Source organism: Variovorax sp. WS11 (assembly GCF_010499245.1).
Taxonomy (GTDB): Bacteria; Pseudomonadota; Gammaproteobacteria; order Burkholderiales; family Burkholderiaceae_C; genus Variovorax.
The window spans coordinates 3148254-3173163 of sequence record NZ_JAAGOW010000001.1; the positions used below are offsets into that span (position 1 = coordinate 3148254).

Genomic DNA, 24910 nt, shown 5'->3' on the forward strand with positions numbered 1-24910 from the left:
CATAAGACGCAACGCATCGTGCATAGACCATGGCGGCGGGCCGCGGGCACGACTATCGTGCGCGGCATCCCAACAACGCCTGGAGTGCCATGAGCGCCGATCTGTCCTACGTCCAACCGACCCCCAACAGCCCCTGGGGCACCTACTTGTCGCAGGTGGACCGCGTGGTGCCCTACCTGGGCGAGCTGTCCCGCTGGGTCGAGACGCTCAAGCGCCCCAAGCGCGCGCTGATCGTCGACGTGCCGATCGAAATGGATGACGGAACCATCGCCCACTTCGAGGGCTACCGCGTGCAGCACAACATGTCGCGCGGCCCGGGCAAGGGCGGCGTGCGCTTCCACCCCGACGTGACGCTGGAGGAAGTGATGGCCCTGTCGGCCTGGATGACGGTCAAGACCGCCGCGGTGAACCTGCCCTACGGCGGCGCCAAGGGCGGCATCCGCGTCGATCCGAAGAAGCTCTCGCAGCAGGAACTGGAGAAGGTGACGCGCCGCTACACCAGCGAGATCGGCATCATCATCGGCCCGCAGCAGGACATCCCCGCGCCCGACGTCAACACCAACGCCCAGATCATGGCCTGGATGATGGACACCTACTCGATGAACGTCGGCGGCACCGCCACCGGCGTGGTCACGGGCAAGCCGCTGCACCTGGGCGGCTCGCTGGGCCGGGTGAAGGCGACCGGCCGCGGCGTGTTCGTCACCGGCCGCGAGGCGGCGCGCCGCCTGGGCCTGGACCTGCGCGGCGCGCGCGTCGCGGTGCAGGGCTTCGGCAACGTGGGCTCGGTGGCCGCGGAGCTGTTTGCGGAGGCCGGCGCGAAGATCGTCGCGGTGCAGGACCACACCGGCACCATCGTCAACGCCAACGGGCTCGACCTGAAAACCCTGTTGCCGCTGGCGCGCACCGAGGGCGTGGTCGGCTTCAAGGGCGGCGACGTGATCGCCAACGAGTCCTTCTGGGACGTGGCCTGCGATATCCTCATCCCGGCGGCCCTCGAAGGCCAAGTCACCGCCGAACGCGCGCAGAAGACCAAGGCCAGGCTCGTGCTCGAAGGCGCCAACGGCCCGACCGTGCCGGCGGCCGACGACATCCTGGCCGAGCGCGGCGTGCTGGTGGTTCCCGACGTGATCTGCAACGCCGGCGGCGTGACGGTCAGCTACTTCGAGTGGGTGCAGGACTTCTCGTCCTTCTTCTGGGACGAGGACGAGATCAACCAGCGGCTGGACCGCATCATGATGAACGCGCTCAACCACATCTGGGACACGGCCGACAAGCACCGGATCACGCTGCGCACCGCGACCTTCGCGGTGGCCTGCGAGCGCATCCTGATGGCGCGGCAAGAGCGCGGCCTGTACCCGTGAACCTGGCGCCCGACCTGGCCCGTCTCGAGTCGCTGCTGGCCGATGGCCGGCGCAGGCTGCTCGGCCTGGTCGGGGCGCCCGGTTCGGGCAAGTCGACGCTCGCACGCGCGCTCGAGCAAGCCCTTCCGGGACGCGCGCAGGTGGTGCCGATGGACGGCTTTCATCTCGCGCAAGTGGAGCTGCAGCGCCTGGGCCGGGCCGAGCGCAAGGGCGCGCCCGACACCTTCGACAGTGCCGGCTACGTGGCGCTGCTGCGGCGGGTGCGCGGGCAGCGCGCCGACGAGATCGTCTATGCGCCCGAGTTCCGGCGAGAAATCGAGGAGCCGGTCGCCGGCGCCATCGCCGTGCTGCCGCAGACGCAGCTCGTCATCACCGAGGGCAACTACCTGCTGCTGCAGGAAGACTCATGGGCCGAGGTCGCGCCGCTGCTCGACGAGGTCTGGTTCGTGGAGGTCGACGACGCGCTGCGCGTGGAGCGCCTGGCACTGCGCCATCAGCAGTTCGGCCGCAGTCCCGAGGAAGCGCGGGCGTGGGTCGCGCAGACCGACGAGCCCAACGCGCGCCGCATCGCCGCCACGCGCGAGCGGGCGCATCGCGTGATCCGCATCGGCGATTGAGGCCGGGAACACCGGGGGCGCGGCGACGTCCAATCGGGGCACCGCAAGGCGGCAAGCGCCGCTAGCATTCCGCATCCCCGACATTGGCTTCTTTCTCATGCGTCCTCCCCTTCCGCACGCAGCCGTCGCGCTGCTGTTCACGCTTGTTCTCACGGGCTGCGGCATCACCTCTCCGAAGCAGGTCACCTACGACCCCGAGGAATTCGATTCGACCACCACCCATACGCGCAGCTTTCGCGCGAGTCAGGCCGAGACCTGCGAGGCTGCGCGCCGCGCGCTGCTGAGCCAGGGCTACCTGGTGACTGCCGCCAACGCCGACCTGGTGGCGGGCCGCAAGAGCTTCCAGCCGGCCAGCGAAGTGCACGTGGAGGTCGAGTTGCGCGTGGTCTGTGCGCGCGACAGCGGCGGTGCGAGCACCATCGCCTTCGCCAGCGCGCTGCAGGACCGCTACAGCCTCAAGAAGACCAACAACTCGGCCAGCCTGGGCGTGGGCGCGCTGGGTTCGTTGTCGCTGCCTTTCTCCTCGAGCGACGATGCGCTGGTCAAGGTGGCCAGCGAGACGCTGACCGAGGAGCGCTTCTACGATCGCTTCTTTGCCCTGATCGATCGCTTCCTCGTGCCCGAGGCGGTGCAGAGCACGCCGGTCGCGCCGCCCGCACTGCCGGCGCCGAGCAACGATGCACCTCTGCGCGAGGTGCCACTGTCGCCTTCGCGGGGCTGATTCGGGTTCAGCAGAGCGGGACCGCGCGCGCCGCGTAGGCGGGCAGGCCGGTCAGGCCGCAGAGGCGTTGCATCACCCCGTAGCCCTGCGCCAGTGCGGCGGCATAGGTGGCGAAAGGGCGATCGGCGCGATGCAGCGCCTCGAAGTGGCCGTCGTGGCGCACGTCCTCGTGGATCACCCAGTAATAAGACCCATCGAACGGTTGTTCCACCACCAGGCCGATCTTCCTTACATCCATGTCTTGCTCCTCGCTCTGAACTCGAAATGAGTACTTAAGAATGTAAGACTATGTGTCTCATTCGAGGCGCTGAAAAGTTCACGCTTCGCCGCCTTTTGCGGCGCTTGCACCTCGTCATCCCCGCCGATTGACTTCACGGTTGCGCTGTGGGACGGTGCCAACTGGTTGTGTACTGACGTCACCACCCTCGATAAGGAGCAAGCCATGCTGGGAAACAAGGAAGCCGTCGCGAACCTCGCGGTCAAGGACCTCGACCGGGCAAGAAAGTTTTACGAGGAAACGCTGGGACTGACGCCGATCGAGACCGAGGGCGACGACATGGTCGTCTTCCAGAGCGGCGTTTCGACGCTCAACGTCTACTGCTCGAAGTACGCGGGCACCAACCAGGCGACCGCCGTCACCTGGGCCGTCGGCGACGAGATCGAGGCCCTGGTCAGCGAACTCAAGGCCAAGGGCGTGCGATTCGAGCACTACGACATGCCCGACACGCGGCTCGAAGGCGACATCCATGTCGCGGGCGAGATGAAGGTCGCGTGGTTCAAGGACCCCGACGGCAACATCCTCAACCTCATCAACCAGTAAAAAGAAATCAAAGGTTCTAAGCGCATGCGAGATCGCGTTTTTGCGCTCAGTGTTTAGTTTTCTTCGGTGACTTATTCACTCCCGTTTCGAGAGGGCGGCCGATACGCTTCACTCATCTTGTTCCTCGACGGAGATCCCCTTGATCCCCTACCACCTGAAGCGCGCTTTCGACGACTGGGCCCGGAGCCTGGAAGAAAGCAATGCCGGCACGCTGCCCGAAACCGGCCAGCCCCTGGTCTCGTCCACTGAATGGGCGCGGCTGGAAGACGTCGCCGTGCGGCGCACCCTCGGCATCTCGGTGCGCGTGTTCCCCAGCGTGTTCGCGCGCCTGGCCTGACACGCCTCAGCGCACCAGCGTCGACTTGCCGAACAGGCTCTCGATCAGCTCTACCGCCACTTCCGCCGTGCGGTTGCGCACATCCAGCGCGGGGTTGAGCTCGACGACGTCGAGCGAGGCCAGGCGGCCGGTGTCGGCGATCATCTCCATGCACAACTGCATCTCGCGCCAGGTCGGCCCGCCGCGCACACCGGTGCCCACGCCCGGCGCGTAGTCGGGGTCCAGGCAGTCGAGGTCGAAGCTCACGTGCAAGTGGGTGTCCTCGCCGATGTCCTGCAGCGCCTCGGTCATGGTCGTGCGCATGCCGTGCTCGTCGATGTGGCGCATGTCGAAGACGTTCAGGCCCAGCGCGCGGATCGCCGCCTTCTCCTCCGCGTCGACGCTGCGGATGCCGAGGAAGCGGATCGCATCGTGCTCCAGCGCCGCGGCTTCGCCGCTCCACCCGCTCAGCGCCTCCGGCCCGTGGCCCAGGAGGCAGGCGACCGGCATGCCGTGGATGTTGCCGCTGGGGCTGGTGCGCTCGGTGTTGACGTCCGAATGCGCATCCAGCCACAGCACGCGCAGCTTCTTGCCGCGCCGGCGTGCATGCCAGGCGATGGCGCTGATCGAGCCGATCGCGAGGCAGTGGTCGCCCCCCATCAGCAGCGGCAGGTGGCCGGCGCCCATCGCCTGGTCGACGGCCGCGTAGACCGAGCGGTTCCAGGTGACCACTTCGTCCAGGTGGCGCAGCCCGTTGGCCGGCTCGGCCCAGGGCGTGGCCGGGCCCGCGAGGTTGCCGCGGTCCACGATCTCGAAGCCCAGGCGCGAGAGGGTGCCAGCGATGTCCGCCACCCGCAGTGCGTCCGGCCCCATGCCGGCGCCGCGCACGCTGGCGCCGATGTCGGTGGGGGCGCCGATCAGCTCGACCGTGGTGAAGGTGCTCATGGGTGAATCTCCGGAAGGGTCATGCGTGGGCGGGGACGAGGCCGCGCCGAAGCCGGCCGCTCGCAGTGTCCACGATGAAGACCAGCACGAACATGGCGCCGATGACGGTCGCCGACTGCGCCTGCTGGAACAGCGAAAGATGAAAGTACAGCATCTGTCCCAGCCCGCCGGCGCCGACGAAGCCGAGCACGGCGGCCATGCGGATATTCATTTCCCAACGGTACAGCGCATAGGCCAGCCATTGGGGCCATGCCAGCGGCAGGCTGCCGTAGGCGAAGGCCGCGACCGCGCCGCTGCCGGCGTCGCGCAGCGCGCGCTCGGGCGTGGGTGGCACGTTCTCCAGCGTCTCGCCGAACAGCCGGCCGAACACGCCGCTGGTGTGCAGCGCCAGGGCCAGCACTCCGGCGAAGGGGCCGAGCCCGGCCGCCAGCACCATCAGCGCGGCCCACACCAGCTCGGGCACGCTGCGCAGCAGATTCAGCGCCAGGCGCGAGGCATGCCGCAGCGCCGGGCCGAAGCGGCCCGAAGCCGGCAGCGCCAGCGCGGCGCCGCCCAGCATCGCGAGCAGCGTGCCCAGCGCCGAGACCGCGAGCGTCTGCAGTGCGCCCCAGGCGGTCTTGGCCAGGAAGTCGCGCGACAGGTCGGGCGGAAAGAACTCGGCCACGAACTTTCCCATCGAGGCCAGCGACTCGCGCGCCGCCAGGGCGCGAAAGTCGATGCCGAGGTAGAGGAAGCTGGCGATCACCGCGAGCAGGATCGCGGCGCCGGCGAGCAGGCACCCGAGGCAGGGCCCGGCGGCGCGCGCGCGTTCGGTGGCGGTGGGGCGGGTCGGGTTCATGCCAGCCACTTTCGCAACAGGGCGCTCAAGGCGTCTGCCATGAGAACCAGCAGCAGGAACACGATCAGGATGCTGCACGCCTCGCCGCCGTTGAGCATCTTCATCGACTGGTCCATCAGCTGGCCCAGCCCGCCGGCGCCGACGAAGCCCATCACCACCGAGGCGCGCACTGCGCACTCCCAGCGGTAGACGGTATAGGAGGCCAGCTCCTGCGCCGCGCCCGGCAGGAGGCCGTAGCACAGCGCGGCGACCCGCCCGCTGCCGGCTTCGAGCAGCGCCCGGGCGGGACGCGTGTCGCCCGACTCGAGGATCTCCGAGTAGACCTTGCCGAGCATGCCGCCGTAGGTGATCGCCAGCGCCAGCACGCCGGCCCCCGGTCCCAGGCCGAAGGCTCGCACCAGCAGCAGCGCCCACACCAGCTCGGGAATGGCGCGCAGCACGGTGAGCACGCCGCGCACGGCCGTGCGCATCGCTTGCCCGCGCCATCGCCCGGGGCCCGGGCCGATGCGCGAGATCGACAGCGACCGTGCCGCCGCAAAGGCCAGCGGCACCGCGAGCACGAAGGCGAGCGCCGTGCCCGCGGTTGCCATCGCGAGGGTCTGCAAGGTGGCGTGCGCCAGCAGACCCAGGAAATCGGCCGACAGCGCCGGCGGCAGGAAGCCGGCCAGGAAGCCGCCCATCACGCGCAGGCTGCCGGGCGTCAGCAGCGCCTGGGGCTTGAACTCGGCGATGACCAGCATCGGCCACAGCACCACCAGCGCGAGCAGCAGAGCGCCCAGGCGCCGGCGGGCGAGCGGGTCGCGCAAAGCGGCCTTCGCGCCTTCGGGCGGCCGGGCGGCGCTCATCGGCAGGCGGTGGGCAAGGGGCGCGCGCGGGCGCCCTCGAGGTCGAAGCCGTGGGCCTGGGTCGGCAGCAGGCTGCCCTCGGTGGCGTAGAGCTCGTGCAGCATGCCGGGGCTGACCTCGGCGGCCGGCGCGTCGAAGACCACCACGCCCGCGCGCAGGCCGACGATGCGGTCGAACCACTTCAGCGCCAGATCCACCGCGTGCAGCGATGCGAGCAGCGTGGCACCCGTGGCCTGGCTCTGCGCGATCAGCTCGCCCACCGCCAGGTCGGCCAGCGCCGGGTCCAGCGCCGACACCGGCTCGTCGGCCAGCAGCAGCTCGGGCGCCTGGTAGAGCACGCGCGCCATGCCCACGCGCTGCAGTTGGCCGCCGGAGAGCCGGTCGCAGCGGTCGAACAGCCGGTCGGCCAGGTCCAGCCGGGCCAGAACGGCCTGCGCGCCGGCGATGTCGGCCGGCACCAGCAGCGAGGCCAGGGCGCGCCCGCCTGACCAGGCACCCAGCCGGCCCGCCAGCACCGCGGTGATGACGCGCAGCCGCGGCGGAATCGGCGGCGCCTGGTGGATCAGCCCGATGCGCGCGCGCAGCGCCTTCAGCGGCCGCGCGCGCAGCTGCCAGGGCCGCGCGCCCAGCAGCTCGACGCGGCCTTCGCTGGCGCGCAGCGCGGTGGCCGCGATGCGCAGCAGGCTGGTCTTGCCCGCGCCCGAGGGGCCGATGACGGCCACGCGCGCACCCGGCGCGACCCGCAGCGTCACCCCCTGCAGCGCGCGCTGGCCGTTGGCATGGACCAGGCCGACATCCTCCAGCGCCAGCGCGGCTTCGGCGGTCAACGGCGCGGCCCGCCTACTTGATGAGCCCGGCCGACTTCGCCGCCGCCTCGATGCCGTCGTAGTTCGAGGCCTGGGTCGGGATGAACTTCGAGGCGCGCTGCAGATCGAGGATCTCCTTGTGCGCCGGATTGGCCGCGTCGAGCTTGAGGAAGGCGTCGGCCAGCTTCTTCGTGGTCGCGGCGTCGAGCCCGGGGCGCACGGTCCAGTTGTAGTCGTAATAGGGCGCGGTGGTCGCGAGCACGCGCACCTTGGCGGCGTTCGGATTGGCCGACTCGGCGAGCTTGTCCATCACCGAGGCGTTCAGCACGCCGGCCTCGGCCCGGCCCGAGGCCACGAAGGCCACCGTCGCATCGTGTGCGCCCGAGAAGGCGACGGTCTTGAAGTCCTTCTCGGGGTTGATGCCGGCCTGCGCCAGGAAATGGCGCGGCATCAGGTGGCCCGAGGTCGAGGACGGCGCGCCGAAGGCGAAGGTGGCGCCGCGCAGGTCGGTCAGCGTCTTCGCCTTGCTGTCGGCCGGCACGATGAACTTGCTGGTGAACTTCTCGTCCTCCGCGCGCTGCACGATCGGCACGGCCGCGCCGCCGGTGCGCAGCTTGGCCTGCACGAAGGTGAAGCCGCCGAGCCAGGCCATGTCGATCTTGTTCGTGGCCAGGCCTTCGACCACGGCGGCGTAGTCGGTGACGGGCGTGAACTGCACGTCGAGGCCGGTCTCTTTCTTCAGGTACTCGCCCAGCGGCTTGAACTTGCGCTGCAGCTCGGTCGGCGCCTCGTCGGGGATGGCCGACACGCGCAGCGTCGTGATGCTCTGCGCATGCACCGGCAGTCCGGCGGCCAGGCCCAGCAGGCAGAAGAGGGTGGTCTGGAGGAACTGTTGTCGTTTCATGATGGGCATGGCGAAGGGAAGAGGGCTGCAGTTTAAGTAGCCGCGGTGCGGAAGCCGGCGAAGACATCGTTGCGGCCGGGCTGGAAGAAGTTGCGGTAGTGCGGATCGTGCAGCCGCGCGTGGGTGGCGAAGGCGCCGCCGCGCAGCTCCCGGTGGTCGCCGAACCAGGGGGCCGAGTAGTCGCGGTAAGGGCCGGGGGCAAAGCCGGGGTAGGGCGTGAAGGTGCTGGCGGTCCATTCCCACACGCTGCGGCCCCAGGCGAAGGCGGGCTGGGTGGCGGCCGCGTGCTCCCATTCGGCGGCCGTGGGCAGGCGGCGGCCGGCCCAGCGCGCGTAGGCCTCGGCCTCCCAGGCGCTGACGTGGATCACGGACTGCTCGGGGTCGAGCGGCAGCCAGCGGTCGAACCAGCGGGTCTCCCATTGCTGCAAGACGCGGGAGACGCGCCTCCAGCGCGCGGGGTGGCTGCGGGGCTGCGTCGCGCGCCAGCGCCCCGCCTCGGCGGGCCAGAAGGCCGGATTGGCGTAGCCGCCGGCTTCCACGAAGCGCAGGTAGCGGCCGGCCGTGACCGGCGTGGCGTCGATCTCGAAGGCGGCCAGGGCGACGGGATGCTCGCCGAGCTCGTTGTCGAAGGCGAAGCCGTCGCGCGTCGCGGGCCAACCGATGCAAGCCTGTGCGGCAGGCAGCTCGATGGCGGGCGCTTCGGCCAGGCGCGGCGGTTCTGCCAGGCCGACAGGCGCGGGGTAGCCCAGCGTCGCGCGCAGCCAGGCAAAGGCCTCGTCGTGCATGTCTTCGTGGAACAGCGCCAGGCGATGAAAGTACAGGGCTTCGTCGCTGTCCTCGCATTGCGCGAGCGCGGCCAGGCAGGCCTCGAGCTGCGCATCGAGGCGCGCGTCGATCTCGTCCCGCGTGGGCAGGGCCACGGACCAACGGGCGATGTGGGCCAGCCGGGCCGAGTCGAACAGGGCGTCGGGCCCGGCGATGCGCGCCGGCCGGCTGGCCTGCACATGGCCTTGCGCATCGACCGCGTGCGGGCCGCGCAGCACCCAGAACTCGCCGAACCAGGCGAGGTGCGACAGCTCCCAGGCGACCAGGTTCACACCGGCCTGGCGCGGCACCTGCCATTGCGCATCGCTCAGGTCGAAGGTCCAGGCGCGCGTGCGCGCGCGGCATTCGCGCAGCGCAGCCGCGAGCGCTTCGCCGGCGAGGGTGCGTGCGTCAGCCATGGCGATATCGCCCTGACAGAATGCGCCGATGAACAAGAAGCCTCGGATTCTGATCGTCTCGCCCGCGCTGGCGGATGCGAACAACGGCAACTGGCGCACCGCTTCGCGCTGGGGCCGGTTTCTCTCGGGCGTGGCCGAGGTCGAGATCGCGCGCGCCTGGAACGGCATGGCCTGCGACGCGATGATCGCCCTGCATGCCCGCCGCTCCGCCGAGGCGATAGCGCGCCTGCATGCGGCGCGCCCGGCCTGCCCGGTCGCGCTGGTCCTGACCGGCACCGACGTGTACCGCGACATCGAAGAGAACGAGGCTGCTCGGCATTCGCTGCAGTGTGCCAGCCAACTGGTGGTGCTGCAGCCCGATGCGCTCGATCGCCTCGGGCCGGCCGAGCGCGCGAAGACCCGCGTGATCCTGCAGTCAGCCGGCCGGCTGCGCAAAGGCGCGGCGGTCCACAGCTTCAACCTGGTTGCGGTCGGGCATCTGCGCGAAGAGAAGGACCCGCTCACTCTCATGAACGCCGTGCGCCGCTTGCCCGCGGCAACGCGGGTCCGCATCGTCCACATCGGGGACGCGCTGGTGCCCGAGCTCGGCGAGGCGGCGCGCCGCACCATGGCCGAATGCCCGCACTATCGCTGGTTCGGCGGGCTCCCGCCCGACGCCACGCGGCGCTGGATCGCACGCGGCCGCGCGCTGGTGCACATGAGCCGGATCGAGGGCGGCGCGCAGGTGGTGATCGAGGCGGTGCGCTCGGGCGTGCCGGTGCTGGCCAGCCGCATCGGCGGCAACCTGGGGCTGCTGGGCGCGGACTACGAAGGCTGCTTTCCGGCCGGCGACGACGCGGCACTGGCGGCCCTGATGGAACGCTTTGCGGCCGAGCCGGCCTTCGCCAAAAGGCTGGCGGCGCAGTGCGCCCTGCGCGAGCCCTTGTTCACCCGTGAGTCCGAACGTGAATGCGTGCGGCGCCTGCTGCGCGACCTGCTCGCACCACCATAATCGGCCAGACCCCGAAAGCGAGACACCATGAACGATCGAAGCACTGCCTCCGCCCTCCGTCTCACCAGCTTCTCCCACGGCGGCGGCTGCGGCTGCAAGATCGCGCCGGGCGTGCTGTCGGAGATCCTGCGAAACAGCGGCAGCGGCATCATCCCGCCCGAGTTGCTCGTCGGCATCGAGACTGCCGACGACGCGGCGGTCTACCAGCTCAACGACGAGCAGGCGCTGATCGCCACCACCGACTTCTTCATGCCGATCGTCGACGACCCGTTCGACTTCGGCCGCATCGCCGCGACCAACGCCATCAGCGATGTCTACGCCATGGGCGGCACGCCGATCATGGCGCTGGCGCTGGTGGCGATGCCGGTCAACCAGCTGCCGCTGGAGGTGATCGGCGAGGTGGTGCGCGGCGGCCAGGCCGTGTGCCGCGAGGCCGGCATCCCGATCGCGGGCGGCCACACCATCGACTCGGTCGAGCCGATCTACGGGCTGGTCGTGATGGGGCTGGTGCATCCCAAGCGGGTCAGGCGCAACGCCGATGCGAAGGCCGGCGACGTGCTGGTGCTCGGCAAGCCGCTGGGCGTGGGCGTGCTCTCGGCGGCGCTCAAGAAGGAAAAGCTCGACGCCGAGGGCTATGCACAGTTGATTGCCAACACCACGCGGCTCAACAAGCCCGGCATCGCGCTGGCTGCGCTCGAGGGCGTGCATGCGCTGACCGATGTGACGGGCTTCGGTCTGGCTGGCCACACGCTGGAGATGGCGCGCGGCGCCGGGCTGCAGGCGGTGATCGACTGGCCGCAGGTGCCGCTCCTGCCCCGTGTCGCCCAGATGGCGGCCGAGGGCTTCGTGACCGGTGCCTCGGGCCGCAACTGGGCCGGCTACGGCGCCGAGGTGCGGCTCGATGCCGCGCTGCCGCCCGTGGCGCAGGACCTGCTGAGCGATCCGCAGACCTCGGGCGGCCTGCTCGTGAGCTGTGCGCCGGACCGCGTGCCGCAGGTGCTGGCGCTCTTCCACGAACAGGGCTTCGAGGCCGCCTGCGTGATCGGCCGCATGGAGGCCGGGCCGGCCGGCCTGCGCGTCAACGCGTAGCGGCAGCGGCCGCGCCGCGGCGGGCCGGAGTCTTGCGCGGAGCGGCGGCCTTGGCGGGCGCGGCCTTTCGCGCCGGCGTCTTGCGCGCCTTGGGCTTTGCAACTGCCACCACTTCGACCGGCTGTGACTGTGGCGCAGGCTTGGCCGCGTCCGCGGCTTGCGCAGGTTCGAGCGCCTTGACGCGCGCCAGGATCTCGCGGTGCTCGACGAGCAGGTAGTCCGCGATCACGTCCACGTCGGGCACCGCGCGGCGGCAGGCGATCAGGCCGAAGTCCAGGCTGCCGTTGTAGCTCTGCACCGTCATGTTGAGCGCCATGCCATGGGCCGGGATCGACACCGGGTAGTAGGTCAAGAGCTTCGCGCCCGCGAAGTAGAGCGCGGCCTGCGCGCCCGGCACGTTGGAGATCACCACATTGGCCACCGGCGGCAGCCGGTCCGCCAGCCGCGAGCGGCCGTACATCGAGGCCAGGCCCGACATCAGCCAGGGTGCGCCGAAGGAGGGGAAGTCGGTGGGGATCGCGGCCTTGATGTTGCCCATCAGGTTCTTGGCCGCGGTGGAGGACTCGCGGATGCGCGCGATGCGCTCGATCGGGTCGGCCACGTCGGTCGCCAGCGTCATCACCGTCATCGATACCTGGTTGTTCGACGAGGTGTCGCCCGGCGCGCGCAGCGTCACCGGGATGGCCGCGGTCATCGGCTTCTTCGGCAGCTTGCCGTGGTCCGCCAGGTAGCGGCGCAGCGCGCCGGCGCAGATGCCCATCACCACGTCGTTGAGGCTGGCGCCCAGCTTCTTGCCGGCCTGCTTGACCTCGGCCAGCGGGATCGAGCGCACCGCGTAGGCGCGCTGGTTGGTGATGGCCACGTTGAGCGGCGTGCGCGGGCCCAGCAGATTGAGGTTCTTCGGCTGCTGCCAGAGGCTCGTGCCCTCGCTGCGGGGCTGCGGCACGATCAGGCTCTGCACTGCGCGCGCCATGTCGGGGAAGGTCTTCACCAGCTTCATGTACTGCTGTAGCGTGTTGCTCAGCGCCGCGCCGGCCAGCTCGGCCACGCCCAGCTGGTAGCGGTTGTTGCGGCGCGCCTTCTGGCGCGGCGCCTTGACCGGCTCGGGATGCGGCTCCAGGTCCATGATGGCCTGCGCGAAAGCGCTTCCGGCCTGGCCGTCGATGCCCGCATGGTGAACTTTCGAATACATCGCGACCTTGCCGCCCTGCAGCCCGTCGATCACGTAGAACTCCCACAGCGGGCGGCTGCGGTCCATCAGCGTCGAATGCAGGCGGCCCACGTACTGCTCGAGCTGGCGCAGCGTGCCGGGCCGCGGCAGCGTGACGCGGCGCACGTGGTAGTCGAGGTCCACGTCCTCGTCCTCCACCCAGACGGGGTTCGACAGCTCGAAGGGCATCAGCGCGAGCTTGCGCGTGAAGATCTCCGACAGGTGCATGCGGCTCGCTATATGCGCCTGCACGTCCTCGTAGTAGTCGCCCTTGTAGTCCGCAGGCAGCTCCAGCAGGTGCAGGCCGCCGACGTGCATCGGCGTCTCGGGGGTCTCGGTGTGCAGGAAGGTCGCGTCCAGGCCGCTCAGGTGTTTCATTCGGATGGGTTCCCGTGTTGTCGTGGGCGCGTGGTGCGCGATTGGAGCGAGGGAAAATGATCCGCAATGCGCGAAGGCCCGGATAGCGGGTAAGCCCGGGGCTCGGAGGGGTAGAGCGACGTCCCGCTCGTCGTAGCATCGCGGGGCTTTGAAGAAATTGGGGCAGTTGGCCTAACTATCCGACGGTTCTAGTTTTTCAGGCCTAGGGCTTTGCGAAGAAGATGAGGCCATCGCGTCGGAACCATGACGCGAGTGATGGCGGGATCGGTTCCCGGCGTCATGTGTCCCATCCCACTTCAAGGAAATCATCATGTCCACGCAAAACATCTCCAGCGCCGCCCTCCACGTGGTCGGCCAGTACAACGATGCCGGCAAGACCCTGGTCGGCGCCTACCGCGCCGGCGCCCATCGCCTGCTGAACGGCGCCGCTTCGCGCACCAGCGAGTTCCTCAACGCCCGTCAGCTGCCGCTGGTGAGCGAGACGCTCAAGGCCCGCCTGATCGGCGCGCAGGAGAAGGTCAACGGCTTCCTGGCCAACCGCCTCGACATCGACACCGGCCGCGTCGTCGCCGTGATGGACCGCATCGCCGGCACCACCACCAGCGGCATCGAGACGGTCGCCAACGCCGCGGCCCGCATCGAGTCGCCGCTGGGCAGCTCGGTCCTGCAGGCCCTGGGCACCCTGAACCAGCCGATCGCTACGGTCTCGGTGCAGATCGCCGACCGCATTGCCGCCGGCGCCAAGCAGATCGAAAGCCGCGTGGCGGGCAGCACGGAAGAAGCGACGCCGGTCAAGACCGTGAAGGCCAAGGCCCGCACGGCCGTGCGCCGCCCGGTCCGCACTGCGCGCAAGGCCGCCTGAGCCCCACGGCGGGCCGGCCGCCTTTCGAATTGACCTGTCCTGGAGCAACGCATGGCGACTCGCCGCGATGAAACTGTCAGCGTGAAGAAGAAGGCGGCTGCGGCCGGCAAGAAGGCCCCGGCCAAGAAGACGGCGCCGGCCAGGAAGGCTGTGCCGCGCAAGAAGGCGGCCCCCGCGAAGAAGGCCGTGGCCCCCGATTCAAAGGCCGGCGCGCAGGGTTTGCTGCGCGCCGGCCTGAAGGCCTTGGGCAACGTGCGCGACGACGTGGTCAAGCGCCAGACCAATGTCATCGAGAGCCTGCTCGGCATGAGCCAGCCCAAAGGCGATGCGCCGCCGCGCGGCTTCGGGCTCGAGAGCTTCGGCATCCGCAAGTTCGAAGACGTCTTCGACCAGCGCGTCGCCACCGCGATGCAGCGGCTGGGCATGCCGACGGCGCAGGAGATCCAGGAGTTGCGCGACCAGATGAAGCTGCTGCTCGAACACCTGGCGCGCATCGAATCGGGACAGCGCAAGCGCTGAGCGCCACCGGTCGAGCCCAGAGCCCGTGGCCAGCATCAACACGCGCGAGCGCATCCTGCAGACCAGCCTGGCGCTGTTTAACGCGCAGGGGCTCGCGGCCGTGTCCACGCACCGCATCGCGGCCGAGCTCGAGATGAGCCCCGGCAACCTGCACTACCACTTCAAGGCCAAGCAGCTGATCGTCGATCGCCTGTTCCGGCGCTTCGAGGAGCAGCTGGAACTGCTCAACGCTTCCTCCGACACCGTTCGCGCCATCGACGACCTGTGGCTCGCGCTGCACCTGCGCTTCGAGGCCATCGACGCCTACCGCTTCGTCTACCGCGACATGGCCTTCCTGGCGGGCGAATACCCGGCGCTGGGCCAGCGGGCGCAGGCCCTCACGGCGCAGAACCTGCTGGCCGCGCAATCGCTGTGCGAGGCGCTGCGGGCCGCCGGTGTCATCCAGGCGACAGCCGAAGAGGCGCAAATGCTCGCGCTGCAGATGGTCTTCACCACCACCTGCTGGCTCTCCTTCGAGCGGCTGGTTCCGGGGCGCGATGCGCTGCAGCAGGCCGATCCGGGGCTGGCGGCCTTCTACACGCTGACGCTGGTTTCCCCCTATGTTTCCAGGGAATCGAGGGCTTACCTTGATTACTTGCGTGGCAAATACCTCGGATAAGCGAACGCGCCGTCCGGCGAACCCGGAACTGCCGCAGATGCATGGTCACCCATAACGACGACAAAGGAGATATTCATGATGGCAGCCACCCAAGACCCCGTCGATCCGCCCTCGCGCCTGCTGCTGCTGGCCGAAGGGCGCGCCCTCTGGGAGGCCGGCGCCGCCCTGGCCCTGTGGCCCTTGCTGCAGCTCACGCCGCGCGGCGACGGCCATCCCGTGCTGGTGCTGCCCGGCCTGGTGGCCAGCGACATGTCGACCAAGCTGCTGCGGCGCTACCTGGAAGGCCGCGGCTACGACGCCCATGGCTGGGGCCTGGGGCGCAACTTCGGTCCGCGCGAGGGCATCGAGGACGGCATGATCGCCAAGCTCGAAGCCCTGCATGCCGAGAGCGGCCGCAAGGTCAGCCTGATCGGCTGGAGCCTGGGGGGCGTCTATGCCCGCTTGCTCGCCGCGCGCCATCCGCAATGGGTGCGCAGCGTGGTCACGCTGGGCAGCCCCTTCACAGGCAGCTCGCGTGCCACGAACGCATGGCGGATCTACGAGGGCGTGAGCGGCCAGAGCTCGGAAGACCCGCGGCGCATGAAGCATGTGCGCCCCACGCCGCCGGTGCCCACCACGTCCATCTTCAGCCGCAGCGACGGCGTGGTCGCGTGGCGCTGCAGCGTGGAAGAGCCCGGGCCGCAGTCGGAGAACATCGAGGTGATCGCCAGCCACCTGGGCCTGGGCGCCCATCCCGCGGTCCTCTATGCGCTGGCGGATCGGCTGGCTCAGCCGGAGGGGCAGTGGAAGCCTTTCGATCGCAAGCTGTGGGGGCCGCTGGTGTATCCGGATCCGGGGCGGCCGGAATAGGCGAGAGTCTTGTGGCAAGCTGCTTTGGATGGAGGTGCCCATGATCTTCGACCACATCGGCTTCAACGTGAGTGATCTGCAGGCCAGCAAGGCCTTCTATCTCCAGGCGCTGGCGCCGCTCGGCATCGGCGCTGCAATGGAAGACGAAGGCTGGGTGATGCTCGGGCGACCCGGCAGGCCGCAGTTCTGGATCGGTTCCTTCGGCCCCAGTCCCGGCCCCATCCATCTCGCCTTTGCGGCCGAGAACCGCGAGCAGGTGCGTCAGTTCTACGAGGCGGCCTTGGCCGCCGGCGGCAAGGACAACGGCGCACCGGGGCTGCGCGAGCATTACCACGCCAACTATTACGGCGCCTTCGTCATCGGGCCTGACGGACACAACGTCGAGGCCGTGTGCCACAGGCCGGAGTAGCCCAAACGCCGTGTCCTCCATCCAACCCTGCGAACTGCCGAATCAGGCGCTGCTCGCAAGGTATGCGCACGGCGGCGCTTATGCGGACTGCTACACGACCGACATTGCCGGCGTCGTGTCACACGCGGCCTACGTCGAGGCCTTCTATACGGGCGCCGTGTTCAAGCTCGAGAGATTCCTGCTCGCCCGGCTGGCATCCAGGCCATCGACGGACGCGCAGGTGAGGCAGCTCGCTGCCGGCGAACGAGACACCTTTTCCGCCTGGAAGGTGGAGGCGCGGACGGACGATCAACTGCTGATGTGCGACCTTGCCGGTCGCACGCGCTCGTGGCTGATGGTGGCGCAGGCGCCCGGCGGCAGCGGCCCGTCCTCCACGCGCCTGTACTTCGGCTCGGCCGTGGTGCCCGTCGTGGACAAGGCGTCCGGCGAGGCCAGGATGGGCTTTCTCTTCAAGGCCTTGCTCGGGTTTCACAAGCTCTATTCCCGCGTGCTCCTGCACGCGGCGCGATCACGTCTCGCGCGGGCTGCCCGCGCCGCTTGAGAGAGAGCACGAGCGTGATCCGCCCCGCGCTACTCGCCGACGCACGCGCCATCGCCGAAGTCCATGTGCAGTCGTGGCAGTGCGCCTACCGCGATCTGCTGCCGCACGCATTCCTGGATGCCCTGTCCGTCGAGAAACGGCAGGCGATGTGGGCCGAGTCGCTCGCGAAGGGAGAGCCGTCCCTGCTCGTGGCCGACGTGGACGATCGGATCGTCGGCTTTTCGGCCTTCGGCATCTGTCGAGATAGCGGCGCGGCGTCCTCCGACCATGAGCTCTGGGCGATCTATCTCGCGCCGAGCCATTGGTCCACGGGCGCGGGGCGGCAGCTATGGTTGACGTCGAGAGCGGCGATGGCTGCGCGAGGCGCGGCGAGGATCAGCCTGTGGGTGCTCACCGGCAACCAGCGTGCCATTCGTTTCTATTCTGCGGCTGGTTTCGAGCCGGAGAGGGCCTCCGCCCGGACATTCGCGATGGGCGGCGCACAGGTCCAGGAGATCCGCTATGTGCTGCAAGATGCCGACAGGCCGGCCCCTGCTTCGGCAGCACGCGCGGCCGCGCGAGAATCGCAACCCCTCGACTTCGCAGGCAAGCCCATGACACGCAGACTCATCAGCTCCGGCTCGACGTTCGAGCAGGAGATCGGCTATTCCCGCGCCGTGGTGGACGGCGAGTGGGTGTTCGTCTCCGGCACCACCGGCTTCGACTACGCGACCATGACCATCCGCGACGGCGTCGTGGAGCAGGCCGAGCAATGCCTGCTGAACATCGGCGCGGCCCTGGCCGAGGCCGGCGCCTCCTTCGCCGATGTGGTGCGCGTCACCTACGTGCTGCCCAGGGCGGACGACTTCCCCGCCTGCTGGCCCGTGCTGCGCAAGTACTTCGGCGAATCCAGGCCGGCCGCGATGATGATCTCGGCCGGGCTGGCGGACCCGCGGATGAAGATCGAGATCGAGGTCACGGCGCGCAAGCGCGCCTGACCTGCGCGGGCCTCAATTGCCGGCCCACACGTCCAGCACGTAGCGCTTGTCGGCGATCATGCGCTCCAGCCAGGCCTCGCCGTCCTGCCCATGCTCGCGCGCGATGTCCGACAGCGCGCGCCGCACGTCGGGCTCCATGCGCGAGCCGTCGCCGCACACGTAGACGATCGCGCCCTGGTCCAGCAGCCGCCAGACCTCGGCCGCCTGCTCGCGGATGCGGTCCTGCACATAGACCTTGCGCTCGCCGGCACGCGAGAAGGCGGTGTGAAGCCGCACCACGCCGCGCTCGGCCCAGCCGTTCAGCTCGTCGGCGTAGATGAAGTCCTGCTCGGGATGGCGGCAGCCGAAGAAGAGCAGGGCCTCGCCCGGCGCCGTGCCCTTGGCGATCTGCGCCTCGCGCTCCTGCAGGAAGCCGCGAAAGGGTGCGAGGCCGGTGCCCGGGCCGACCATGATGAGCGGCCGCTGCGGGTCCTCGGGCAGGCGGAAGCCCTCGGCCGTGGTCTCGCGGACCACGCCATGCACCAGCTCGCCGGCCTCGGCGCGTGCCAGGTAGTTGGAGCACACGCCCTCGAAGCTGCCGAGCCCGGAGCGCGCCGGCCCGGCCACCACGCCCACGGTGACGCTGCAGCGCCCGCCATCGACCGCCGGCGAGGAGGAGATGGAGTAGTAACGCAGCGACAGCGGCGACAGCATTTCCAGGAACACCGCGAAGGGCGGCTGGCAGGCCGGGAACTCCTCCAGCAAGTCGAGCACCGACTTGCGCTTGTGCAGCACCTCGCTCTTGTAGAGCGCGGCCGAGGCCTCGTCGGCACCCGACAAGGCCTCCAGCTTGGGCCGGGTGAAGGGGCATTGCGCATGGCTTGCGAGCTGCCCGATCTGCTTGCGCGTGGCCACGTCCTGCAGCTCGACGTAGTCGCCGAGCAGGCGGTCGACCGCGATCACTTCGTCCACCGGCAGGGCGGCCTTGCGTCCCGGCGTGGCCTGCAGCCGCACATGGGCCCTGCGGTCGAAGCCGAAGCGCGCCATGGCGCGTTCCACCTGTGCCGCGCCGTTGCGCGGCACCACGCTCAGGTGGTCGCCGGCGCGATAACTGACGCCTTCGGGAAGCTGCAGCTCCACGTGCCGGGTGGAGCGGCCGTTGTTGACAAGATCGCCACCGATCTGCAGCTCGCGGTTCTGAAGGATGCGCATGCCGACCGCGCCCAGCGCGTCGACCAGCCCGTTCTTCTGCGGCGGCGGCATCTCTTCCAAGGTGTAGAGCGGTTCGCTCTGCAAGGGCGCCGAATCGACAGCCTTCAGCTCGAAGGTTTTCGCGAGCTGTGGCCACAGCGCATCGCTCCAGTCCTGGAAAGCGCCGTCCATGTCCTCGCGCGCGTCGCCTTCGCCGCGCACGTGGATGCAGGTCGCTCCCAGCGCGGCCAGGCGCTCGTCGATGCGCCGCGGCACTGCCTGGTAGGTGGAGGCCCAGTCGGTGTTGCCGCAGCCGAAGACGCTGAAGCGCACGCCCTTGAGCGAATCGTCGGCCTGGTCCAGCCAGCGATAGAACTCGGCCGCGTTGTCGGGCGCCATGCCGTTGTACGAGGCGCAGACAATGGCCACCGCGCCCTCGGCGGGTAGCCGCTCGGCGTAGTCGTCCAGGGACGCGAGCTGGGTGGAGTAGCCGCGCATCTCGGCGACTTCGGTCAGCTGGCGTGCCAGGTCCTCGGCACTGCCGAGGTTGGAGCCCTGCAGCACCAGCAGCGGGGTGCCGTGGCGCGCGACTTGCGGTCGGGGGGCAGCGGGCCGCTCGGCCGCGGTTTGCACCGGTTGCGCGACGGCCGCGTCTGTGCGCGAGCGCGTGGCGGGATCGCGCGGCACCGCCCGGATCTTGAATCCCTCCGGCTTGATCGTGAGCGCCTCGCGGATCTTCAGCTTGTAGCCCGTGTGGTCGACCAGGTCGAAGCGCTGCAGGATCATGCCCAGCGTGAGCACCGCCTCCTGCAGCGCGAACTGCCGCCCGATGCAGGCGCGCTGCCCGTTGCCGAAGGGCTTGAAGGCGTTGACCGGCCGCTCGCGCTCGGCCTCGCGGCTGAAGTGATCGGGGTTGAAGCGGTCCGCATCCTCGCCCCACACCGCCTTGTCGCGGTGCAGCGCGAGCGCATGCATGATCACCATGTTGCGCTTCTTGATGGTGTACTGGCCGCCGATGGTCGTGTCTTCCTTCGCGGCCATCGCGATCGCCGGTGCGGTCGGGAACATGCGCAGCGATTCCTTCAGCACCTGCAGCACGTAGACCAGCCGATTGACCTGCGCGTAGGTGGGCTTCGCCGTGGGATCGGGACCGAACACATGGTCGACCTCGGCCTGGGCCTTGGCCATCGCCTCGGGGTTGTTGAGTAGGAAGTAGAGCGCGAAGGACAGCAGGCCGCTGGTGGTTTCGTGGCCCGCGATCAGGAACTCGATGCACTCGTCGCGAATCTGCCGGTCGTCCAGGCGCTCGCCGGTCTTCTTGTCCACGCCGGCGATCATGTAGCTCAGCAGGTCAGGCTTGGTCGCGATGTCGGCCCCGCTCTGGCGCCGTTCCTGGATGATGTCCTCCACCATCTTGTGCATGAAGCGGATGTCCTTGCGCTGCTGTGCCAGCTCCTTCTTGAGCATCAGCTCCTCGAGCGGAATGCCGCGCCGGTTCTGCACCGTCTCCAGCGTGCGCACCATCGCGTCGACGAAGGGATGGAAGCCCTCGCGGTAGAAGGAGTTGAAGCGGTAGCCGAAGCCGCACAGGCCGATGGTGTCGAGCGTGAGCGCGGTCATATCGCGCACCACGTCCACCTCCTCGTCGAAGTTCAGGCGCTCCCACTTGGTCACCAGCTGCTCGGCGATGTCCAGCATCATCGGGTGGTAGGCCTGCATCGCGCGCTGGCTGAAGTTGGCCAGCAGGATGTTGTGCGGCTTCGACCAGGTCGACTCGTGGGTATCGGACGTGAACAGCCCGTGCGAGAGCGCGCGCAGCCGTCGCAGCGTGCCCTTGGTGCTCTTGTCGAAGCGCTTCTCGTCGCACAGCTCGTCGACCAGCGCGGCCGAGGAGACCACGATCACCGGCATGCCCGGCATGTCGAGCCAGTAGATCTCGCCCAGGTCCTGGGCGATCTTCCACATGTCGAGCACCGGCGACTCGGAGCCGATCGACAGGATGTTGCCGACGAAGGGTTTCCGCGCGGGATGCGGGATCGGGTAGAGGGGGTTCTTGCCTGCCATGGTGTTCTTCAACCTCCGGTCAGCCCTTTGCGAGCGACATCGCAGTATCCTGATGCCGCCCCGCCCGGCAGGCAGGGCTATCCCTTAGCGCGGAAGCATCAGGATGCCGGCCGCACCATCCTGCATTCCGTCCCCTGCGCCAGCTCGTTGCCCGTATAGACCGCGTCGGTGCGGAAGCCGTAGTTCGTGCCTTCCCAGCCCACCTTGACCGCCTTGTCGTCCACCGGAGCGATGGTGTTGACCACCTGCGGCAGCAGCAGCTGGTGGTCTTCCGCGCGCATGCGCACCGGGCCGACCACCGAATCGAAGCTCATGTCTTCCAGCGCGCGCGCCACCTTGGTGGTGTCGGTGCTGCCGGCCTTGTCGATCGCCGCGGCCAGCAGGCGCGGGGTGAACTCGATGCGCGGCGCCAGGAAGTCCTTGCCGGTCTTGGCCTTGTAGGCCTTGGCCAGCGCGTCGGCCTTGGGCGAGTCGGCCTGGCCCGGATGCCATTCGGCCACCCAGGTCAACTGGCCCAGCTTGGCCTGCGACACGGCAAGCACCGTGCCCGGCACCGAGCCGGCGCTGTGGTTGAAGTAGCGCAGGTTGTAGCCGGCATCGCCGGCGGCCTTGAGCAGCAGCGTCATGTCCTGGCCCCAGTTGCCGCTGATCACCGTGTCGGCGCCGGCCTGCTTCACGTTCGCGAGGTAGGGCGAGAAGTCCTTCACGCGGCCGATGGGATGCAGCGCCTCGCCCACGAACTGGACGTCGGGCCGCGCCAGGCCCACCAGCTGGCGGCCGTAGCTGGCCCATTGCTTGCCGTGCGCGTAGTCCTGGTTGAGCAGGTAGACCTTCTTGATATCCGGTGTCTTCTTGATGTAGTTGGCCAGGGCCTTCATCTTCATCGCCGTGTTGGCTTCGGTCTGGAAATGCCAGAAGCTGCAGCCCTTGCCGGTCATCTCGGGGTCGATCGAGGAGTGGTTGAGCACGATCAGCTCCTTTCCCGGGTTGCGCTGGTTCCAGCGGTTGACCGACTGCACCAGCGCCGTCACCACCGAGGAGCCCGAGCCGCCGGTCACGATCGCCTGCGCGCCCTGGTCGATCGCGGCCTGCAGCGCGCTCTGGCTCTCCTGCGCCGAGAGCTTGCTGTCGAACTGCAGCAGCTGCAGCTTCGTGCCGCCGAGCACGCCGCCCTTGGCGTTGATGTCCTCGATCGCGTACTGCGTGTGCGTGAGCATCAGCTCGCCCACGTTCGCGAAGGGGCCCGAGAGCGGATCGATGTAGGCGATCTTGTAGGTCTGCTGGGCCTGGGCCTGGGCCTGGGCCTGGGCCGTGCCGGCCGCGAGCAGCGCCGCGGCGGCCAGCGGCGCGAAGGCGAAAGAGAACCTCATGGCTTGTCTCCGGAAGTAGGGTGGAAGAAAAGGGAAGGGCGCAGCGCCGGGGCTCAGCCGCCGCGCTCGCGCAGGCCCAGCACGCGCCATGCGAGCTGCGTCAGCTCGGCCACCACTTCGTCCGGCGGGAGCCGGCCCTCCGGCCGGTACCAGCTGTAGAGGAAGCCGGGCAGGCTGAGCGCGGCCAGCGCGGTGATCTTGGTCTCGCGGAAGTCCAGGTCGCCGTCGCGCCGCGCCTCCTCGAGGAGCGGACAGAGCCGATCGTAGAAATGGTGGGCCAGCTTCTTCTGCGCGGCGACGTACTCGGGCCGGTACACCTGCGGCTCGCGGTAGGGGAAGAAGGCGCAGGGGTGGTGGGCCACCGTGGCGCTGATCAGGCGCTCGATGCCTTCCTTGACCTTCTCGACCGCGGGCCGCTGATCGCCTTCGGCGAAGTCCAGCGAGGTGAAGCAGTCGACCGCGGGCTGCCACGAGAGCGTCTCGAAGATCTCCTGCTTGTCGCGGAAGTAGTAGTAGACGAAGGGCTTGGTGACGTCGAGGGCGCGAACGATCTGCGCCATGGTCGTGTTGGCGTAGCCCTGCGCCGCGAAGAGCTGCGCGGCCGCCTGCAGGATGCGCTCGCGCTGCACGTCGGTGCCCGCGGTGGCGGCACGCTGGCGACCGGTGCCCTGTGGCAGGTCGATGCGCGCAGAGGGTTTGTGCGGTGTCGCCGAGGTTATACCCATGGGTAGGATTGTTGAAGCACCATGCGGCCATGGCAAGCGGCCAACCCTATCGATAACCCTGTGAGAGTGACGCCATGGAGACAATCACCGCGCTTCCCGATCGCCCCGAGCAGCCCCTGCACGAGTACCTGCGCACGCATGCGCGCGAGCGCGGCGGCCATCCCGCCTGCGTCTGGTACGGCCATGCGATGAGCTATGCCGAGCTCGATGCCGCCAGCGATGCCTTCGCGGCGCGGTTGCAGGCCGTCGGCGTGAAGAAGGGCCAGCCCGTGGTGCTCTTCCTCAACAACTGCCCGCAGTACCTGGCCGCGCACTACGGCATCCAGAAGATCGGCGCCATCGTGTGCCCGAGCAGCCCGCTCAACAAGGAGCACGAGCTGGCCTACCTGGTCGAGGACCTGAACGCGCACGTGATCGTCGCGGCCTCCTCGCTGCTGCCGGTGGTCGAGAAGGTGCGGGCCCGCAGCGCGCTCGAACACGTGTTCGTGGTGCACTACGCCGACCTGCTGCCGCAGGCGCCCACGCTCGACCTGCCCACCGATCTCGCAGCGGCGCGAGCCGAGGCGCGCAACGTGCCCGTGGGCTGCGAGGACTTCCTCGCCGTCATGAAGAGTGGCGCGCGGCCCGCGCCCGTTGCGCTCGCGATGGACGACGTGGCCCTGATGACCTACACCTCGGGCACCACCGGCTTGCCCAAGGGCGCGATGCTGAGCTACGGCAATGCGCTCTTCAAGACGCGCGCCGCGGCCGATTGCAACGGCGTTGCGGGCAGCGACGTGCTGCTGTCCATCGCGCCGCTTTATCACATCGCCGGCATGCTGATGGGCGTCAACGTGCCGGTGCTCACCGGCGCCACCTCGGTGCTGTTGCACCGCTTCGAGCCGCGCGCGGTGCTGCAGGCCATCGAGCGCTACCGCGTCAGCTGGTGGTACAGCATTGCGCCGATGAACGTGGCCTGCATGCAGGTGAAAGGCATCGCGGGCTTCGAGCTGTCCAGCCTGCGCATGAACCCGGTCACCAGCTTCGGCATCACCTTCACCGAGCCGCTGGCCGCGCAATGGCGCGGCTTCGCGAAGAACTGCACCTCCTTCGAGGCGGCCTACGGGCTTTCGGAAACCCACACCTGCGACACCTACACCCCGCACCATGCGCCGCGCTGGGGCACGCAGGGCGTGGCAGTGCCGGGCGTCACCATTCGCATCATCGACCCCGACACGGGCGCGGACCGGCCGGTGGGCGAGATCGGCGAGATCGTGCTCACCAGCCCCGGCAGCTTCAAGGGCTACTGGAACAAGCCCGAGGCCACGGCCGCCACGCTGCGCAAGGGCTGGGTGCATACCGGCGACATGGGCAAGCTCGATGCCGAAGGCTACCTGACGTTCATCGGCCGCTTCAAGGAAATGATCAAGGTCTCGGGCTACAGCGTGTTCCCCGAGGAGGTCGAGACCATCCTCATCAAGCACCCGGCCGTGGCGCAGGCCGCGGTCATCGCCGAGCCCGACGCGGAGAAGGGCGAGGTGGTCAAGGCCTTCATCGTGCGCAAGCCCGGCGCCGTGCTCGAGGCCGAGGCGCTGGTGGCCTGGGCCCGCGAGAACATGGCGCCGTACAAGACGCCGCGCACGGTGCGTTTCATCGATGCGCTGCCCACCACCGGCGCCGGCAAGGTGCTGCGTCGGCTGTTGAAAGACCATCCCTGAAAGGT

General features: G+C 69.2%; 26 protein-coding genes. 15 read left to right on the plus strand and 11 right to left on the minus strand.

The genetic code is table 11. The features are described from left to right. Window positions 1-89 precede the first annotated feature (89 nt). The 3 genes from GXN78_RS15575 (at window position 90) to GXN78_RS15585 (ending at window position 2699) form a co-directional block, all read left to right on the plus strand. Complete coding sequence (locus tag GXN78_RS15575; protein WP_106556465.1) at window positions 90-1361, plus strand: Glu/Leu/Phe/Val dehydrogenase; 1272 nt, start codon at window positions 90-92, stop codon at window positions 1359-1361. After that, window positions 1358-1978, plus strand: coding sequence for a nucleoside/nucleotide kinase family protein (locus tag GXN78_RS15580; RefSeq protein WP_106556433.1), 621 nt, complete (start codon window positions 1358-1360; stop codon window positions 1976-1978). The genes GXN78_RS15575 and GXN78_RS15580 overlap by 4 nt, the downstream gene beginning before the upstream one ends. A gap of 97 nt (window positions 1979-2075) precedes the next feature. Further along, entirely contained in the window at window positions 2076-2699 is a 624-nt protein-coding gene (locus tag GXN78_RS15585) for a DUF2242 domain-containing protein (protein WP_106556432.1), read from the plus strand. A gap of 7 nt (window positions 2700-2706) precedes the next feature. On the opposite strand, the gene GXN78_RS15590 is transcribed toward GXN78_RS15585, so the two are convergent. Next, window positions 2707-2937 (minus strand): hypothetical protein, encoded by a 231-nt coding sequence (locus GXN78_RS15590; RefSeq protein ID WP_106556431.1) that lies wholly within the window; start codon window positions 2935-2937, stop codon window positions 2707-2709. A gap of 204 nt (window positions 2938-3141) precedes the next feature. On the opposite strand from GXN78_RS15590, the gene GXN78_RS15595 reads away from it, so the two are divergent. Then, window positions 3142-3519 (plus strand): VOC family protein, encoded by a 378-nt coding sequence (locus GXN78_RS15595; RefSeq protein WP_106556430.1) that lies wholly within the window; start codon window positions 3142-3144, stop codon window positions 3517-3519. A gap of 139 nt (window positions 3520-3658) precedes the next feature. Next, on the plus strand, window positions 3659-3856 hold the full coding sequence (locus tag GXN78_RS15600) for a hypothetical protein (RefSeq protein WP_106556429.1): 198 nt from the start codon (window positions 3659-3661) through the stop codon (window positions 3854-3856). A gap of 6 nt (window positions 3857-3862) precedes the next feature. Here GXN78_RS15600 and rocF read toward each other — a convergent pair whose 3' ends face one another. From rocF to senA, 6 genes are read right to left on the minus strand one after another with little or no spacing between them, the layout of a single operon-like run. Continuing rightward, complete coding sequence (rocF, locus tag GXN78_RS15605; RefSeq protein WP_106556428.1) at window positions 3863-4780, minus strand: arginase; 918 nt, start codon at window positions 4778-4780, stop codon at window positions 3863-3865. A 19-nt stretch (window positions 4781-4799) separates the two neighbouring features. Continuing rightward, window positions 4800-5618, minus strand: a complete 819-nt coding sequence (gene phnE / locus GXN78_RS15610; protein WP_106556427.1) for a phosphonate ABC transporter, permease protein PhnE — start codon at window positions 5616-5618, stop codon at window positions 4800-4802. Next, window positions 5615-6463, minus strand: coding sequence for an ABC transporter permease subunit (locus tag GXN78_RS15615; RefSeq protein ID WP_106556426.1), 849 nt, complete (start codon window positions 6461-6463; stop codon window positions 5615-5617). Before GXN78_RS15615 ends, phnE begins: the two co-directional genes overlap by 4 nt. Continuing rightward, window positions 6460-7290, minus strand: a complete 831-nt coding sequence (locus tag GXN78_RS15620; protein WP_106556425.1) for an ATP-binding cassette domain-containing protein — start codon at window positions 7288-7290, stop codon at window positions 6460-6462. The genes GXN78_RS15615 and GXN78_RS15620 overlap by 4 nt, the downstream gene beginning before the upstream one ends. Before the next feature lie 13 nt (window positions 7291-7303). Next, a complete protein-coding gene (locus tag GXN78_RS15625; RefSeq protein ID WP_181360533.1) occupies window positions 7304-8173 on the minus strand; it encodes a putative selenate ABC transporter substrate-binding protein in 870 nt (289 codons plus the stop codon). A gap of 32 nt (window positions 8174-8205) precedes the next feature. Next, window positions 8206-9396: a selenoneine synthase SenA gene (gene senA / locus GXN78_RS15630; RefSeq protein ID WP_106556423.1), complete on the minus strand. Its 1191-nt coding sequence runs from the start codon at window positions 9394-9396 to the stop codon at window positions 8206-8208. A 28-nt stretch (window positions 9397-9424) separates the two neighbouring features. Here senA and senB point away from each other — a divergent pair, with 28 nt between their 5' ends. Together senB and selD are read left to right on the plus strand one after the other, a co-directional pair. Further along, window positions 9425-10387 carry a selenoneine biosynthesis selenosugar synthase SenB gene (senB, locus tag GXN78_RS15635; protein WP_106556422.1) on the plus strand — a complete coding sequence of 321 codons (963 nt, stop codon included), beginning with the start codon at window positions 9425-9427 and terminating at the stop codon, window positions 10385-10387. A 27-nt stretch (window positions 10388-10414) separates the two neighbouring features. Continuing rightward, complete coding sequence (selD, locus tag GXN78_RS15640) at window positions 10415-11476, plus strand: selenide, water dikinase SelD (protein WP_106556421.1); 1062 nt, start codon at window positions 10415-10417, stop codon at window positions 11474-11476. Here the strand turns inward: selD and GXN78_RS15645 are convergent. Then, the gene (locus tag GXN78_RS15645; RefSeq protein ID WP_106556420.1) at window positions 11466-13064 is read right to left on the minus strand and encodes a wax ester/triacylglycerol synthase family O-acyltransferase; all 1599 of its coding nucleotides are present in this window, start codon (window positions 13062-13064) and stop codon (window positions 11466-11468) included. The two genes, selD and GXN78_RS15645, sit on opposite strands and share 11 nt — an antisense overlap. Window positions 13065-13374: 310 nt before the next feature. On the opposite strand from GXN78_RS15645, the gene GXN78_RS15650 reads away from it, so the two are divergent. The 7 genes from GXN78_RS15650 (at window position 13375) to GXN78_RS15680 (ending at window position 17879) form a co-directional block, all read left to right on the plus strand. After that, on the plus strand, window positions 13375-13926 hold the full coding sequence (locus tag GXN78_RS15650; protein ID WP_181360532.1) for a hypothetical protein: 552 nt from the start codon (window positions 13375-13377) through the stop codon (window positions 13924-13926). A gap of 51 nt (window positions 13927-13977) precedes the next feature. Beyond that, window positions 13978-14445, plus strand: coding sequence for a phasin family protein (locus tag GXN78_RS15655; RefSeq protein ID WP_106556418.1), 468 nt, complete (start codon window positions 13978-13980; stop codon window positions 14443-14445). A gap of 25 nt (window positions 14446-14470) precedes the next feature. Next, window positions 14471-15103 (plus strand): TetR/AcrR family transcriptional regulator, encoded by a 633-nt coding sequence (locus GXN78_RS15660; RefSeq protein ID WP_106556417.1) that lies wholly within the window; start codon window positions 14471-14473, stop codon window positions 15101-15103. A 75-nt stretch (window positions 15104-15178) separates the two neighbouring features. Beyond that, complete coding sequence (locus GXN78_RS15665) at window positions 15179-15952, plus strand: alpha/beta fold hydrolase (RefSeq protein WP_106556416.1); 774 nt, start codon at window positions 15179-15181, stop codon at window positions 15950-15952. Between the two features lie 43 nt (window positions 15953-15995). Beyond that, entirely contained in the window at window positions 15996-16361 is a 366-nt protein-coding gene (locus GXN78_RS15670) for a VOC family protein (protein ID WP_106556464.1), read from the plus strand. 10 nt (window positions 16362-16371) lie between these two features. Next, window positions 16372-16902 carry a hypothetical protein gene (locus GXN78_RS15675; RefSeq protein WP_204162228.1) on the plus strand — a complete coding sequence of 177 codons (531 nt, stop codon included), beginning with the start codon at window positions 16372-16374 and terminating at the stop codon, window positions 16900-16902. A gap of 14 nt (window positions 16903-16916) precedes the next feature. Next, window positions 16917-17879, plus strand: coding sequence for a GNAT family N-acetyltransferase (locus GXN78_RS15680; protein WP_106556415.1), 963 nt, complete (start codon window positions 16917-16919; stop codon window positions 17877-17879). A 12-nt stretch (window positions 17880-17891) separates the two neighbouring features. Here the strand turns inward: GXN78_RS15680 and GXN78_RS15685 are convergent, their stop codons facing one another. The 3 genes from GXN78_RS15685 to GXN78_RS15695 form a co-directional block, all read right to left on the minus strand. Next, the gene (locus GXN78_RS15685) at window positions 17892-21113 is read right to left on the minus strand and encodes a cytochrome P450 (protein ID WP_106556414.1); all 3222 of its coding nucleotides are present in this window, start codon (window positions 21111-21113) and stop codon (window positions 17892-17894) included. Window positions 21114-21211: 98 nt separating this feature from the next. After that, window positions 21212-22483 carry a branched-chain amino acid ABC transporter substrate-binding protein gene (locus GXN78_RS15690; RefSeq protein WP_106556413.1) on the minus strand — a complete coding sequence of 424 codons (1272 nt, stop codon included), beginning with the start codon at window positions 22481-22483 and terminating at the stop codon, window positions 21212-21214. Between the two features lie 53 nt (window positions 22484-22536). Next, entirely contained in the window at window positions 22537-23208 is a 672-nt protein-coding gene (locus tag GXN78_RS15695) for a TetR/AcrR family transcriptional regulator (protein ID WP_106556412.1), read from the minus strand. Between the two features lie 74 nt (window positions 23209-23282). Here GXN78_RS15695 and GXN78_RS15700 point away from each other — a divergent pair, with 74 nt between their 5' ends. Continuing rightward, the gene (locus GXN78_RS15700) at window positions 23283-24905 is read left to right on the plus strand and encodes an AMP-binding protein (RefSeq protein ID WP_106556411.1); all 1623 of its coding nucleotides are present in this window, start codon (window positions 23283-23285) and stop codon (window positions 24903-24905) included. Window positions 24906-24910 lie beyond the last annotated feature (5 nt).

Bases quoted from the DNA above. Each gene is read 5' to 3' on its own strand.
- GXN78_RS15575 (WP_106556465.1), top strand. From the start codon at position 90: ATGAGCGCCGATCTGTCCTACGTCCAACCGACCCCCAACAGCCCCTGG.
- GXN78_RS15585 (WP_106556432.1), top strand. From the start codon at position 2,076: ATGCGTCCTCCCCTTCCGCACGCAGCCGTCGCGCTGCTGTTCACGCTT.
- GXN78_RS15590 (WP_106556431.1), bottom strand. From the start codon at position 2,937: ATGGATGTAAGGAAGATCGGCCTGGTGGTGGAACAACCGTTCGATGGG.
- GXN78_RS15595 (WP_106556430.1), top strand. From the start codon at position 3,142: ATGCTGGGAAACAAGGAAGCCGTCGCGAACCTCGCGGTCAAGGACCTC.
- rocF (WP_106556428.1), bottom strand. From the start codon at position 4,780: ATGAGCACCTTCACCACGGTCGAGCTGATCGGCGCCCCCACCGACATC.
- phnE (WP_106556427.1), bottom strand. From the start codon at position 5,618: ATGAACCCGACCCGCCCCACCGCCACCGAACGCGCGCGCGCCGCCGGG.
- GXN78_RS15615 (WP_106556426.1), bottom strand. From the start codon at position 6,463: ATGAGCGCCGCCCGGCCGCCCGAAGGCGCGAAGGCCGCTTTGCGCGAC.
- GXN78_RS15625 (WP_181360533.1), bottom strand. From the start codon at position 8,173: ATGAAACGACAACAGTTCCTCCAGACCACCCTCTTCTGCCTGCTGGGC.
- senA (WP_106556423.1), bottom strand. From the start codon at position 9,396: ATGGCTGACGCACGCACCCTCGCCGGCGAAGCGCTCGCGGCTGCGCTG.
- senB (WP_106556422.1), top strand. From the start codon at position 9,425: ATGAACAAGAAGCCTCGGATTCTGATCGTCTCGCCCGCGCTGGCGGAT.
- selD (WP_106556421.1), top strand. From the start codon at position 10,415: ATGAACGATCGAAGCACTGCCTCCGCCCTCCGTCTCACCAGCTTCTCC.
- GXN78_RS15645 (WP_106556420.1), bottom strand. From the start codon at position 13,064: ATGAAACACCTGAGCGGCCTGGACGCGACCTTCCTGCACACCGAGACC.
- GXN78_RS15650 (WP_181360532.1), top strand. From the start codon at position 13,375: ATGTCCACGCAAAACATCTCCAGCGCCGCCCTCCACGTGGTCGGCCAG.
- GXN78_RS15655 (WP_106556418.1), top strand. From the start codon at position 13,978: ATGGCGACTCGCCGCGATGAAACTGTCAGCGTGAAGAAGAAGGCGGCT.
- GXN78_RS15665 (WP_106556416.1), top strand. From the start codon at position 15,179: ATGATGGCAGCCACCCAAGACCCCGTCGATCCGCCCTCGCGCCTGCTG.
- GXN78_RS15685 (WP_106556414.1), bottom strand. From the start codon at position 21,113: ATGGCAGGCAAGAACCCCCTCTACCCGATCCCGCATCCCGCGCGGAAA.
- GXN78_RS15690 (WP_106556413.1), bottom strand. From the start codon at position 22,483: ATGAGGTTCTCTTTCGCCTTCGCGCCGCTGGCCGCCGCGGCGCTGCTC.
- GXN78_RS15695 (WP_106556412.1), bottom strand. From the start codon at position 23,208: ATGGGTATAACCTCGGCGACACCGCACAAACCCTCTGCGCGCATCGAC.
- GXN78_RS15700 (WP_106556411.1), top strand. From the start codon at position 23,283: ATGGAGACAATCACCGCGCTTCCCGATCGCCCCGAGCAGCCCCTGCAC.